Source organism: Nocardioides sp. S5 (assembly GCF_017310035.1).
In the GTDB taxonomy this organism is placed as follows: Bacteria; Actinomycetota; Actinomycetes; order Propionibacteriales; family Nocardioidaceae; genus Nocardioides.
This window is the reverse complement of sequence record NZ_CP022296.1, coordinates 3,734,805-3,748,024: the sequence shown is the minus strand read 5'-3', so window position 1 is coordinate 3,748,024 and position 13,220 is coordinate 3,734,805. Positions and strand designations below refer to the sequence as shown.

At 69.9% G+C, this 13,220-nt stretch carries 12 protein-coding genes; 7 read left to right on the top strand and 5 right to left on the bottom strand.

Annotated elements, in window-relative coordinates; translation table 11 throughout:
- The first annotated feature begins 130 nt into the window (after positions 1-130).
- A complete protein-coding gene (locus tag CFI00_RS18530) occupies positions 131-1,459 on the top strand; it encodes an MFS transporter (RefSeq protein ID WP_242532490.1) in 1,329 nt (442 codons plus the stop codon).
- Here CFI00_RS18530 and CFI00_RS18525 read toward each other — a convergent pair.
- Positions 1,452-2,231 carry an exodeoxyribonuclease III gene (locus tag CFI00_RS18525; RefSeq protein WP_207082464.1) on the bottom strand — a complete coding sequence of 260 codons (780 nt, stop codon included), beginning with the start codon at positions 2,229-2,231 and terminating at the stop codon, positions 1,452-1,454. The genes CFI00_RS18530 and CFI00_RS18525 overlap by 8 nt on opposite strands.
- A 197-nt stretch (positions 2,232-2,428) precedes the next feature.
- On the opposite strand from CFI00_RS18525, the gene CFI00_RS18520 reads away from it, so the two are divergent.
- Together CFI00_RS18520 and CFI00_RS18515 are read left to right on the top strand one after the other, a co-directional pair.
- Positions 2,429-3,241 carry a M57 family metalloprotease gene (locus tag CFI00_RS18520; protein ID WP_207082463.1) on the top strand — a complete coding sequence of 271 codons (813 nt, stop codon included), beginning with the start codon at positions 2,429-2,431 and terminating at the stop codon, positions 3,239-3,241.
- A gap of 96 nt (positions 3,242-3,337) precedes the next feature.
- Complete coding sequence (locus CFI00_RS18515; RefSeq protein ID WP_207082462.1) at positions 3,338-5,131, top strand: acyl-CoA dehydrogenase; 1,794 nt, start codon at positions 3,338-3,340, stop codon at positions 5,129-5,131.
- 13 nt (positions 5,132-5,144) lie between these two features.
- Here the strand turns inward: CFI00_RS18515 and CFI00_RS18510 are convergent, their stop codons facing one another.
- Positions 5,145-6,656, bottom strand: coding sequence for a PH domain-containing protein (locus CFI00_RS18510; RefSeq protein ID WP_207082461.1), 1,512 nt, complete (start codon positions 6,654-6,656; stop codon positions 5,145-5,147).
- Complete coding sequence (locus CFI00_RS18505; RefSeq protein WP_207082460.1) at positions 6,653-7,156, bottom strand: PH domain-containing protein; 504 nt, start codon at positions 7,154-7,156, stop codon at positions 6,653-6,655. Before CFI00_RS18505 ends, CFI00_RS18510 begins: the two co-directional genes overlap by 4 nt.
- 111 nt (positions 7,157-7,267) lie before the next feature.
- Here CFI00_RS18505 and ychF point away from each other — a divergent pair, with 111 nt between their 5' ends.
- The 3 genes from ychF (at position 7,268) to CFI00_RS18490 (ending at position 9,110) form a co-directional block, all read left to right on the top strand.
- On the top strand, positions 7,268-8,344 hold the full coding sequence (ychF, locus tag CFI00_RS18500; protein WP_207082459.1) for a redox-regulated ATPase YchF: 1,077 nt from the start codon (positions 7,268-7,270) through the stop codon (positions 8,342-8,344).
- Between the two features lie 258 nt (positions 8,345-8,602).
- The gene (locus CFI00_RS18495) at positions 8,603-8,851 is read left to right on the top strand and encodes a type II toxin-antitoxin system prevent-host-death family antitoxin (RefSeq protein ID WP_224274431.1); all 249 of its coding nucleotides are present in this window, start codon (positions 8,603-8,605) and stop codon (positions 8,849-8,851) included.
- Position 8,852: 1 nt separating this feature from the next.
- A complete protein-coding gene (locus CFI00_RS18490; RefSeq protein ID WP_207082458.1) occupies positions 8,853-9,110 on the top strand; it encodes a Txe/YoeB family addiction module toxin in 258 nt (85 codons plus the stop codon).
- A 118-nt stretch (positions 9,111-9,228) separates the two neighbouring features.
- Here CFI00_RS18490 and CFI00_RS18485 read toward each other — a convergent pair whose 3' ends face one another.
- Together CFI00_RS18485 and CFI00_RS18480 are read right to left on the bottom strand one after the other, a co-directional pair.
- Positions 9,229-10,299 carry a helix-turn-helix domain-containing protein gene (locus CFI00_RS18485; RefSeq protein WP_207082457.1) on the bottom strand — a complete coding sequence of 357 codons (1,071 nt, stop codon included), beginning with the start codon at positions 10,297-10,299 and terminating at the stop codon, positions 9,229-9,231.
- 36 nt (positions 10,300-10,335) lie between these two features.
- Positions 10,336-11,310 carry an alpha/beta hydrolase gene (locus CFI00_RS18480; RefSeq protein WP_207082456.1) on the bottom strand — a complete coding sequence of 325 codons (975 nt, stop codon included), beginning with the start codon at positions 11,308-11,310 and terminating at the stop codon, positions 10,336-10,338.
- Positions 11,311-11,511: 201 nt separating this feature from the next.
- Between CFI00_RS18480 and CFI00_RS18475 the strand changes: the two genes are divergently transcribed.
- Positions 11,512-12,687: a serine hydrolase domain-containing protein gene (locus tag CFI00_RS18475; RefSeq protein WP_207082455.1), complete on the top strand. Its 1,176-nt coding sequence runs from the start codon at positions 11,512-11,514 to the stop codon at positions 12,685-12,687.
- Positions 12,688-13,220 lie beyond the last annotated feature (533 nt).

The following is a 13,220-nucleotide window of genomic DNA, read 5'->3' as shown; positions in this document are numbered from 1 at the left end:
CACCACACGGCACCGACAGCTCCTTGCGGGGCGGCGGGCTCGTCACGCGACGACAGATGGCCGAAACCGTTCCCCGGGTGGCAGTTCGGGCACTCGCGACCGAGCGTGGTCGTGGCCGACACTGATCGACGTGACGACCACGAGTGCCTCCACGCCCGCCTCCCCGGGGCCCGCGGACCCCGACCAGCGTGTGCACTGGGCGTGGGTGGTGGCGGGCGTCGCCTTCGTCACCCTCGTCGGTGCCGCGGCCTTCCGCTCGGTCCCGGGGGTGCTGATCGAGCCGCTGAACGAGGAGTTCGGCTGGTCCCACGGCCTGATCGGCTCGGCGGTCTCGCTCAACCTCATGCTCTTCGGCCTGATGTCGCCGTTCGCGGCCGCGCTCATGGACCGCTTCGGCGTACGCCGGGTCGTCACCGTCGCGCTCACCCTCGTCGCGCTCGGAAGCGGCCTGACCGTGTTCATGACCGAGCCCTGGCAGCTGATCCTGTGCTGGGGACTGCTCGTCGGGCTGGGCACCGGCTCCATGTCGATGGCCTTCGTCGCCACGATCACCAGCCGCTGGTTCGTCGCTCGCCGTGGACTGGTCAGCGGCATCCTGACCGCCGGCAACGCGACCGGCCAGCTGGTCTTCCTGCCGGTCGTGGCCTGGCTGGCGACCGAGCACGGCTGGCGTACGGCGGCGCTCCTCGCGGCCGTCGCCGCGCTGGCAGTGATCCCACTGGTGCTGCTGCTCCTGCGCAACCACCCGGCCGACCTCGGCCTGCGTGCCTACGGTGCCACCGACGCCGACCGCGGCCCGCCGCCGCACCAGCAGGTAGGGTCCAGCGCCGGACGCGCGCTCGGCGTGCTGCGCGACGTCGCGCGGAGTCGTACGTTCTGGCTGCTGTCCGGTGGCTTCGCGATCTGCGGGATGACCACCAACGGCCTCATCGCCACCCACTTCGTGCCTGCCGCGCACGACCACGGCATGCCGGCCACGACCGCGGCGTCGCTCCTGGCGGTGGTCGGGATCTTCGACGTCGTGGGCACGATCGCGTCGGGCTGGCTCACCGACAAGATCGACCCGCGACTGCTGCTCGTCGGCTACTACGTCCTGCGCGGGGTCGGCCTGATGACGCTGCCGGCCCTGATGTCGCCGCACGTGCAGCCCACCATGTGGGTCTTCATCATCGTCTACGGCCTCGACTGGGTCGCGACCGTGCCGCCGACCGTGGCGCTGTGCCGGGAGTGGTTCGGCGCGTCCGCCGGGCCGATCGTCTTCGGCTGGGTCTTCGCCAGCCACCAGGTCGGCGCCGCGATCGCCGCGACCGGAGCCGGAGTCGTCCGCGACGTCACGGGCGGCTACGACCCGGCGTTCTACGCAGCCGCCGGTCTCTGCGCGCTCGCCGCGGTGATGTCGTACGCCATCCGCCGCACGCCGGTGCCGGAGGCCGCGCGACCCCCGGCCGCGGTCATGTGAGGTCGACGACCACCGGGGCGTGGTCCGACGGCGAGCCCGTGCCCTGGGCCGGGTCGCGCTCGTCGCGGTCGATGAACGCGCCGGTGACGCGCGAGGCCAGTGCCGGCGAACCGAGGACGAAGTCGATCTTCAGCCCGCGGTCGCGCTCGAAGCGCTGGCGGTAGTAGTCCCAGTAGGTGTAGCCCGGCGCGTGGGCGCGGGTCGTCTCCACCCACCCGTCGTCGAGGAAGCCCTGGAAGGCGGCGCGCTCGGGCGGGGTCACGTGGGTCGACTTCGCGAACTGGCGGACGTCGAAGACGTCGTCGTCGGTCGGGCAGATGTTCCAGTCGCCGACGAGCGCGGTGGGCACGTCGAGCCAGTCGCGGGCACTCGCGCGCAACCGGGCCAGCCAGTCGAGCTTGTAGGCGTAGTGCGGGTCGTCGGGCTTGCGCCCGTTGGGGACGTACAGCGACCACACACGCACCCCGCCGCAGGTGGCCCCGATCGCGCGCGCCTCTGCGGCGGCAGGGTCGCCGTACGGTGGCATGTCGGCGAAGCCGACCTCGACGTCCTCGAGCCCGACCCGCGAGAGCAGCGCGACGCCGTTCCACTGGTTCAGCCCGGCCACGGCGACCTCGTAGCCGAGGGCCTGGAGGCCCATCAGCGGTAGCTGGTCCTCGCGCGCCTTGGTCTCCTGCAGGGCGAGGACGTCGACCTCGTGACGCTGGAGGAACGCCTCGACGCGGTCGATGCGGGAGCGGAGGGAGTTGACGTTCCAGGTGGCGATGCGCACCGCTCCACCCTAGGGAAGGGGTCCCGCGCCGGACATCACGGGGCAGATGAGGCTTTGTGCAGGAAACCCTTTACAGATGCGGCCCCCGTGGGGGAGGTTCATCCGCAACGCACTGGTCTCGGGAACTCGTGCCCACCTGCTCGACCCTTTCCGAGATGGCGTGTGTCCACATCCCCCCATCTAGGAGAACAACCACCATGCAGCGCACTCGACTCGGGGCGATCGCCCTCGGTGCAACGGCCCTCCTCGGCACCGCCCTGGCCCCCTCGGCCGTGGCGGGCACGGACCCGGAGATCCCGACGTTCCAGCAGTTCCAGTCCTCGACGTTCAAGGACACCGACCAGCAGTACATCGTCAACGGCGACGAGCCCATCTCCAACAGCGGTGACCTGAAGGCCTACTACGACCGCATGATCCACGGTTCGGAGGAGGCCATGGAGGAGGGCCTGGTCGTCAACACCGTCTACGGCGTGGACGACAAGTGGTCGACCTCGCAGGTCGGCAACCTGACCTACTGCGTGAGCACCAAGTTCGGCTCGCGCTACACCGACGTCGTCAACGCGATGGCGGCCGGCGCCCAGCTGTGGGAGGACGCCTCCTCGCGCATCGACTACGTCCACCTGCCGTCGCAGGACGCGAGCTGCACCACGCGCAACAAGTCGGTGTTGTTCTCCGTCGAGCCCGTGCAGACCACGCAGTACATCGCCCGCGCGTTCTTCCCGAGCACGCCCAAGCGCTCGCGCAACGTCCTGGTCGACGACTCGATCTGGACCTCGGGCTCCTGGACCCCGGCGAACATCATGGGCCACGAGCTCGGCCACACGCTCGGCTTCCGCCACGAGCACACCCGTCCCGAGTCCGGCACCTGCTTCGAGGACAACAACTGGCGCCCGCTGACGCCTTACGACTCCTCCTCGATCATGCACTACCCCCAGTGCAACGGCACGTCGGACAACCTGAGCATGACCGCGACGGACCGTCAGGGCGCAGCCGCCCTCTACGGCGCCTGATCGGCTAGGCTCGACCGTAGTCGCGAACGCCCCTTTCGTCCCGAGCGGAGGGGGCGTTCGTCATGTCCGCACCACCGCGGCCGGTAGCGTCGTCGCGTGTCCACCATCCTCTCCGCCCGTGACCTGGAGTTCCTCCTCTTCGAGTGGCTCCACGTCGAGGACCTCAGCGCGCGCCCGCGCTTCGCCGAGCACGACCGTGAGTCGTACGACGCCCTGCTCGGGCTGTGCGAGGAGATCGCCACCGAGCACTTCGCCCCCCACTACCGCAAGAGCGACACCGAGGAGCCGGTGTTCGACGGCGAGAAGGTGCGGCTGATCCCCGAGATCGAGTCCGCGCTGCAGAAGTTCGCCCAGGCAGACCTCATGGGGCTCACCATCGACGAGGAGCACGGCGGGCTCCAGCTGCCGCACGCGGTGGCCTCGGCCTGCATGGCGTGGTTCACCGCGGCCAACATCGGCACCGCGGCGTACTCCTTCCTCACCGTCGCCAACGCCGGGCTGCTGCTGGCCCACGGCACGCCCGAGCAGGTCGAGCGCTACGTCCAGCCGATGCTCGAGGGCCGCTTCTTCGGCACCATGACGCTCTCGGAGCCGCACGCCGGCTCGAGCCTGGGCGACGTGACCACCCGCGCGGTGCCCGCCGACGACGGCACCCACCGCATCTTCGGCAGCAAGATGTGGATCTCCGGCGGCGACCACGAGATGGGCGACAACATCGTCCACCTGGTGCTAGCCAAGCTGCCCGACGCCCCAGCCGGGTCGCGCGGCATCTCCCTCTTCATCGTGCCCAAGCACCTCGTCGGCGAGGACGGCTCGATCGGGGAGCGCAACGACGTCGTGCTCGCCGGCATCAACCACAAGCTCGGCAGCCGCGGCACGGTCAACACCGCGCCGGTCTTCGGCAGCGGCGCCTTCTCGCCGGGCGGGGCCGCCGGCGCGGTCGGCTACCTCGTCGGCGAGCCCCACAAGGGCCTGTCCTACATGTTCCACATGATGAACGCCGCTCGCCTCGGCGTGGGCATGTCGGCGACCACGACGGCCTACACGGCCTACCTGAAGTCGCTGGACTACGCCCGCACCCGGCCGCAGGGCCGCTCGCTGACCGCCGCCGACCCGGCAGGCCCGCAGGTGCCGATCATCCAGCACGCCGACGTGCGCCGGATGCTGCTGGCGCAGAAGTCCTACGTCGAGGGCGCGCTGGCGCTGAACCTCTACTGCTCGCGCCTGCTCGACGAGCAGGCGAGCGCCGAGGACGACGCCGAGCGTCTCGCGACGGGTCAGCTGCTCGACGTGCTGACGCCGATCGCCAAGTCGTGGCCCTCGCAGTGGGGGCAGGAGAGCTGCAGCCTCGCGATCCAGGTGCTCGGCGGCTCTGGCTACACCCGCGACCACGACCTCGAGGCCCACTGGCGCGACCAGCGGCTCAACCCGATCCACGAGGGCACCCACGGCATCCAGGCGCTCGACCTGCTGGGTCGAAAGATCCTCGGCGGGGGAGGCGTCGCGCTGATGGCCCTCGCCGGGCGGATCGAGCAGACCGTCGCCCGCGCGGGCGACCTGGGCGGGGAGCCGGCGGCGTACGCCGACGCGCTGAAGGCCGCGGTCGACCGCCTCGGCGAGGTCACCATGGGCCTGGCCGGCCTCGGCGACCCGGACCGGATGCTCGCCAACGCCACCGTCTACCTCGAGGCCGCCGGTCACGTGGTGATCGCCTGGATGTGGCTCGAGCAGCTGGTGGCCGTGGGGGAGCGGACCGGCGACTTCTACGACGGCAAGCGGGCGGCCGCGCGCTACTTCTTCCGCTGGGAGCTGCCGAAGGTGGCGCCCCAGCTCGACCTGCTCGCCTCCGGCGACACCACGACGCTGGAGATGCGCGAGGACTGGTTCTAGGCAGGCCCGAGCTCTAGACGGGCTCGAGGAAGTCGGTGAGCAGCCCGGGCGTCGCCCGGTCGGCGAGCGCGACGGCCACGTCGAGACGTACGTCCCGCACGAGCACCCGCTCGGTGCCGGCAGCGGTGGTGGCGATCAGGTCGGCCAGGCCGATCCGGCGCTGCCACCACGACTGGGAGACCACCCAGCCGATGATGCCGTCGGTCTCGAGCACGGTGCGCACCCGCGCCAGCGTGCCGCTGCCCGCCACGAGGTGCCGCTCGTGCAGGGCGTGTCCGAGGTGGCGGTACGACGCCTCGCCCGCCGCCGCGGCAAGGAGCAGCGCGGTGACGGCGACGCCGAGCACCCACAGCCACGAGAAGTCGAGGAACCACCAGGCGACCGCCACCACGACCGTGACGTCGACGGCGTTGACGAGCTGGCGGAACCACGCCCGGCGGTGGGCGCGGGGCCCGTGCTCGACGAGCGGCGCGGTCAGCGGGCCCGGCTGGTCGAGCACCGACTCGCCGACGCCGACCGCGACCTCGCGCGGGCACGGAGGCAGCACCTGGGTGACGCCGTCCTCCACGCCCGTGGCGAGGGTGGAGAGCTCCGCTCCGCCCACGAGGCGCATCAGGAGCGGGTCGACCAGCTCGACACCGCGCACCTTGGCCTCCTCGACGGTGATCGAGCGGGTCGTGAAGAGCCCGGAGGTCAGGTGGAGCGAGCCGTGCTCACGCACCAGGCGGAAGCCCCACCACTGCACGACGTAGCCCGCCACGGACACGACGAGCCACAGGACGAGCCCGCCCACGGCGAGCGCGAGGGCGACCATCGCGACAGCGAACTGGGTCACCCACTGCCACGCCGACGTCGCGGTCTCCTCGTTCCAGATGGGCAGGTCGTCGCCGAACTGCGCCACCACGCCGACGGCTCCGGCGAGCAGGACGAGGCGCGCGAGGCTGAAGGGCGCGAAGCGCAGCCAGGACCAGTCGATGCGCGCGAGCAGGGCGGGCGCCGGCACCGGGGCCACGGGTGCGGGGGCGACGGTGCCGTCCTCGGCTGCCGGGACGGGGGCCTGCTGCTCGGCCTCGCGCCGGCGCAGGAGCGTCGTACGCAGTGCCTGGGCGTCGGCGAGCCTCAGGGCATCGAGGGTGATCCGGTCGTCATCGACGCCGGTGCCGACCTGCACCTTCTGCAGGCCCAGGACGCGGTGGAGCAGGGAGGCCTCGAGGTCGACGCTGCGCACCCGGTCGAGCGGCGCGGTCGACGTCGTCTTGTTGAGCACCCCGCTGCGCACCTGGATCTGCGAGTCGGTGAGCCGGTAGTGCGTGGTGAGCCAGGGCAGGGCGCCGAACAGGAGCGGCGCGATGACCACGAGGGGGAAGACGAACGGCCAGAAGCGGGTGTCGCTCTGGCTGATCCCGATCAGCGCGACCACCACGGGCACGATCGCCTGGCCGATCGCCTTGACCGGGTCGAGCAGGAGCTTGCGGGGGCTGAGCCTCGACCACCCTTCGCCCGGCGAGCCGGGGGCGGGGATCACGTCGCGTCGTCCTCGGTCGTGGCGGTGATCGCCGTCAGCCGCGCCACGACGTGGCGTGCGGTGTCGGCGTCGAGGCAGTCGACGGTGATGGGGCCCGCGGCCGACGCAGTTGTGACGGTGATCGACGCGAGGCCGAACATCCGTTGCAGCGCGCCCTGCCGCGAGTCGACGGTCTGCACCCGGCTGATCGGTGCGATCCGGGTCTGCCGGCCGATCCAGCCCTCGCGGGTGTGGACGGCGGTGTCCGTGACTTCCCAGCGGTGCACGCGGAAGCGGATCCGCGGCATCAGCACGACGTGGGCGACCGCGACGACGGCGAGCAGGAGGACCACGAGCCCGACCCAGCCCGGCGCGCCCGGGACGACCAGCCAGGCGACGAGCGCGCCGAGGACCAGCAGCCCGTCGCCGATGACCGCCGACACCGTCCAGAAGCCGATCGCCTGCGGCGAGACCTGGTGCGCCGGCTCCCGCAGGACCGGCGTACCCCCCACGTGACTCATGGGGCGAGTCTTGCAGGTGGCCGTGGAGGGCCGTCACTGCGCCGGCGGCCCCTCCGCGGCGCCGGGGCACGTTTCGTCCGGGGGAGCGCCACGCCCGTAGACTCCCCGCCCGTGGCTCTCACCATCGGCATCGTCGGTCTCCCCAACGCGGGCAAGTCGACGCTCTTCAACGCACTGACCAAGAACGACGTCCTCGCGGCGAACTACCCGTTCGCGACGATCGAGCCCAACGTGGGCGTCGTGGGGGTCCCCGACGAGCGGCTGCCGCAGCTTGCGGAGGTGTTCGAGTCGGCCAAGCAGCTGCCGGCCACCGTCGAGTTCGTCGACATCGCGGGCATCGTCCGCGGCGCCTCGCAGGGCGAGGGCCTGGGCAACAAGTTCCTCGCCCACATCCGCGAGTCCGCCGCGATCTGCCAGGTCACGCGCGTCTTCCGCGACGAGGACGTCACCCACGTCGACGGCGAGGTCAACCCCGCCAACGACATCTCGACCATCCAGACCGAGCTGATCTTCGCCGACCTCGAGACCGTCGAGAAGGCCATCGCCCGCCTGGAGAAGGAGTCGCGCAAGGTCAAGGACCTCGTCGCGAACCTCGAGGCCGCGAAGGCCGCCAAGGACGCGCTGGAGTCCGGCACCCCGGTCATCGCCACCGACATCGACCGCTCCCTGCTGCGCGAGCTGTCGCTGCTGACGGCCAAGCCGTTCATCTACGTCTTCAACTGCGACGCCGACGAGCTCGCCGACGAGGCCCTCAAGGACAAGATGCGCGCGATCATCGCGCCGGCCGAGGCGATCTTCCTCGACGCCAAGTTCGAGGCCGACCTCGCCGAGATGGACGACGACGAGATGGCGCACGAGATGCTCGCGGAGATGGGCATCACCGAGTCCGGCCTCGACCAGCTCGCCCGCGTCGGCTTCGACACCCTCGGCCTCCAGACCTACCTGACCGCCGGCCCCAAGGAGACGCGGGCCTGGACGATCAGGAAGGGCGCCACCGCCCCGGAGGCCGCCGGTGTCATCCACACCGACTTCCAGAAGGGCTTCATCAAGGCCGAGGTCGTCTCCTTCGACGACCTGATGGCTGCCGGCTCCATGCTCAAGGCCAAGGAGGCCGGCAAGGTGCGCATGGAGGGCAAGGACTACGTCATGGCCGACGGCGACGTGGTGGAGTTCCGCTTCAACGTCTGAATCGACGCAAAACTGCAGGTCGGGCGGGGTGTGACCGCTTCCAGTCCGCACAGAGTCCGCAACAATCCTGGCGTGATGGGCTCGAGCTGGCCGCTCGGAGGGCCGATCCGGACCCCGGGTGCTGCCAGTGACCCACCCGCGAGGTGCCTCTCTGGCGACGGATTCGGCGCCGCGGTCGAGCAGGGCTGACCAATCGGCTTGCCGCTACGCCAACACGGACGTACACTTTTCTGTACAGAAAGGTGGACCATGAAGACGATGAGCTACACCGAGTCCCGAGCCCGCTACGCCGAGGTACTCGACAGCGTCACCGACGACCGTGAAGAGGTCGTCATCACCCGCGCCGGTCACGAGCCCGTTGTCATCGTCTCGCTCGAGGACTACGAGTCCCTGCGCGAAACTGCCTACCTGATGCGCTCACCTGCGAATGCTCGACGACTCCTGGATGCGATGGAGAGGTTGGAAGCCGGTCACGGCGAAGCTCACGACCTGCTCGAGACCGACTGACGTGCTGCTCGTCTGGGACGAGAACGCCCGGCAGGACTACCTGTGGTGGCAGGCACAGGATCGCAAGGTCCTCAAACGGATCAACACCCTCCTCGCAGACATCCAGCGCAACGGCAACCAGGGCATCGGCAAGCCGGAGCCGCTCAAGCACGATTTCGCCGGCTACTGGTCGCGACGCATAACCGATGAACACCGTCTGGTGTACAAGATCGCGGATCAGGAAGTGCGCATAGCCGCGTGTCGCTACCACTATGGATAGCGCCCCGGGCCCTGTGACAACCAGGCCCCACCGCCGCTGACATTCACTCGGGACCGGTCCGATCGCGGCGGAAAGACGCAATAGCCGGGGGCGTTCAGATACCGGTGTGATCGCGGATCTAGCCGAACCGACCGTCAGAACCCTCAGGTGTGGCGGTGGGCGCGGGTAGGTCCAAGACGCGCGAGTGGCGCAGGCGCCAGACGAGGTACGCCGTTCCAAGGCGTGTGCGCCCGTAGCCCTCGAATGGGTCGAACCCGAGGGTCGCGTTCACGGTCTCGAGGCGCGACTGCATCGTGCTGTGGTGCACGCCGGCTTCGCGAGCTGCCTGCCGCAACGAGTGCGACCGGACGACCGAAGCCAAGGTCTCCGCGCCCCACGCATAGGCCATCACCGCGTCGACCAGCGCGACGTCGGGCTGGAAGGAGCCGTCCGGCGCGTCGGCGAGCAGCCCGATCAGTCCGCCGAAGTCGTCGGCCAGGACCGACCCGACCGCCGGCGGATCGCACAGCCGCAGCGCGACGAGAGCTGTGCGGAAGGAGTGGTGAAGGTCCTCCACCTCGGTGGCCACCCCGACCCCGCTGGGTACAGCGCTCACCTCGTGTGCACTGGCCGGTAGGACCAGCGCGTGGATTGCACCGAAACGCGTTGCAACGACGTCCTCGGGGCCCTGCGGGTGCTCGGGCCACACGGCGAAGAGCGGCGCACAGACCACTCGGTAGCGCGTCCCCGGACGCAGTCCGAGGGTGATCGCCGAGACGCAGCGGGCCTGAACGTCCACGTCGGGATCGAGCAGCAGGCTCAGGTCGCGGCGGTGGTCGCTCTCACGCCCGCGGCCGTGCCGCATGCGAACCGCCAGGGCGAGTCGCTCCAGCACGATGGCGTCGTTGGGCTGCCGCGCCCCGTTCCGCTCCAACCACACTGTCAGTCCGTCGCTCACATCCTGCTGGAAGGCCGGGTCCACCTCCGGTCGTACGCCGTCCGCGTGATGGCCGCGGTGATCGATGCGCACGGTCCGGGCCGGCGTCTCGGAGTGGAAGCCAGCGACGCAGCCAGAGAGCGATGCGGCAGCGGCAAGCAGCGCGCGCGTGTTGACGTTGCCGACCATGAGCTCGTCGAAGCAGGCGATGACGCGCAGCCCGAGGCTCGCGCTCGGGTCGAGCCGGGCAATGCGGCCGAGCAGCTCCTGCACGACGACCTCCTTCTGCGAGCGAGCGTAGTCCGGTTCTCAGTCGGCGATGATCCGCTCGACCCAGTCGTTCCTAGCCCGGATCATGGCGCGGCCGACGGAGGTATGGGCGGCAAAGATGTCGCATGCGTGGAAGGCCCCCGACCACACGTGCAGCTCCGCGTCACCGCCCGCACGCCAGATCCCGTCTGCGTAGGCGATCGCCTCGTCGCGGAAGATCTCGGCGGCACCCACGTCGATGAACGCCGGAGGCAGGCCCGAGAGGTCCCTTGCGCGGGCGGGGGCGGCGTATTCTGACACCGCCTCGGTGCCGCGGGCGTCGCCGAGCAGAGCGGTCCAGCCGGTCTCGTTGCTGACGCGGTCCCACACGCCGATGCCGTCGAACTGGTGGGTCGAGGCCGTGGTGCCGCGGTCGTCGAGCATCGGGTAGTCGAGTACCTGACCCCGTAGCGCCGGTCCGTCCCGGTCGCGGGCTGCGAGCGCAAGGCCTGCTGCGAGCCCACCTCCGGCGCTCGCTCCTGCGACCACGAGGCGGTCACGCCGCAGGCCCCAATCCCCTGCACGCGAGGCAGCGGCCTCGAGCGCGGTGTACATGTCGTCGAAGGGGTACGGGTGCCGGTGCTCGGGTGCCAAGCGATACTCCACTGTCACGAGGACCGCGCCGAAGTCGGACACCCAGTCGAGGACCAGGTCGATCCCGCTGAAGCGGTCGCCGAACATCAGCCCGCCCGAGTGCGCATACACCACGCCCGGGCGCTCACCAGGCGCATCCTTGGGACGCAGCACCGACACGGCGACCTCATGCCCGTCCGGAGCGACGACCACGTCGTCGGTGCAGACGATGCCCTTGGCAAGGAGGAGGTCATCGATCGGCGGCGCCGCGTAGGACGTACGCATGAAATCAATGAGGTCGGGCGTGATCGTCGGCGGGAACATGCCGCCGACCACCGTCAGGCCGGCCCGCAGCTCGGCGTCGAACGGCGGGCGCGCGACGGGCTGCACCTCGGCTGTCACAGGTCTCTCCGCATCTTGTGCAATCAGCGAATCGCAGTTTGGGCGTCTCAGTAGATCGGCTGGCTCGCCAGCCTGCCACCGCCATGTGGCGGTCGTCACTCCTCCGACCCAGACGTCTTGTCGGTTCCCACTCGCCACCGGTTGGAAGACGGTGGTCGGCAGCCGGACGGAGAAACCGTCCCCGCATTCTGAGGAGCAGCCATGGCCACACACATCGACGGATCCGGGATCGACCGCGTGCTCGCCGACGCCGTGTCGGACGGCGCAGTGCCGCACGTCGCAGCGATCGTCGCCGACCGCGACGGCGTCCTTTACGAGGGCGGCGCCGGGATCCGCATAGCGGGAGAGTCTGATGACCCGGTCGGCACCTCCACCCACTTCCGCATCATGTCGATGACCAAGATGGTCTGCACCGTCGCTGCGCTGCAGCAGAAGGAACGTGGCGAGCTCGACTTCGACGCTCCGGTGGAGGAGTACGTCCCGGACTTCGCCGACGTCAAGGTGCTCGAGGGGTTCGACGGGGACGAGCCCATCCTGGTCGAGCCGCGCACGAAGGCCACGGTTCACCACCTCGTGACGCACACCTCTGGCCTGGGGTACTGGTTCTGGAACGACCAGCTCGTGAAGTACGAAGCGGCGACTGGCGTCCCGAACGTCGTACCCGGGTCGATGGCCGCCTTCGGTGCGCCCATGACGGCGCACCCCGGGGAGAAGTACGTGTACGGCATCAACACCGACTGGCTCGGCCGCGTCGTGGAGGCCGTCGCCGGCAAGAAGCTGGACGCAGTCATTGACGAGGGCATCGCTGGCCCGCTCGGCATGAGCAGCACCACATTTCACCCGGACCAGACGCAGATGGACAACGCCGTCACCGTCCACGTGAAGGGCGAGGACGGCACATGGGCGTCTGCTGGCAACATCCTCAACCCCGAACCCGACTGGTGGGCGGGCGGCCACGGCCTCTTCTCCACCCCCCGCGACTACATCCGCTTCGAGCAGGCGCTCCTGCGAGGTGGCGAGCTCAACGGCATGCGCATCCTGGACGAAGCCACGGTCGACGCCGCCTTCACCAACCAAATCGGCGACCTCGACTTCCCCGCCGAGATCCCGACTGCCGACCCGCCGATCACCGACACGATGTATGCCGGACCCGGCCACAAATGGGGCTACGGACTCCTGCTCAACAGCCACGACATCCCTGGCCGCCGCCGCGCCGGCACCGGGTCGTGGGCAGGGCTCTTCAACACCCACTTCTTCATCGACCGCACGACCGGTATCTGCGCCTCGATCTACACCAACTCGCTGCCCTTCATCACGCGTCACGAGGCCTGGAAGCTCTACGGAGACTTTGAGGAGGCGGTGTACGCCGCGCTCTGATCGGACCGAGCGTGGAACCCATGATGCTCGGGGGTAAGGGAAAGACCGAGGCTCTCGTGCACGTCTATCGCCCTAGCCGCCTAGCCGCCTGGTGTAGCGGCGACGTCACCACTCGCCGACTCGCTCGTGGTGAAACCTGGAGAGGTAAGAATGGTCCAGTCGCGAAAGACCGAGTCCTCGAGGAGATTGGCCGACCGTCGCGCACTCATGCCGGCAGGTCCAGAAGCTGCGAGCGTCCCCGACAGGCGGCGCTGTGACGTGACACCGGCTCACGCGCGGGCGACGTGCGTCTGCGATCAGGGGCCACGGCTCACTCGGCCGGACTCGTCACCAACCTGACCGGGTCCGCGGTTGGCTCGCCGAGCGACGCGGCCATGATCGACTCTGCCGCCTTCCTCGTACGGTCCTCGGCAGTCGGCCAGAGGTGTGCGTAGGTGTTCAGCGTCGTGGTTGCCTTCGCGTGGCCGAGCGAACGTTGGACGGTGACCACGTCGCACCCGGCCGCGATGAGGGGTGCTGCGGGCGTGTCGAGT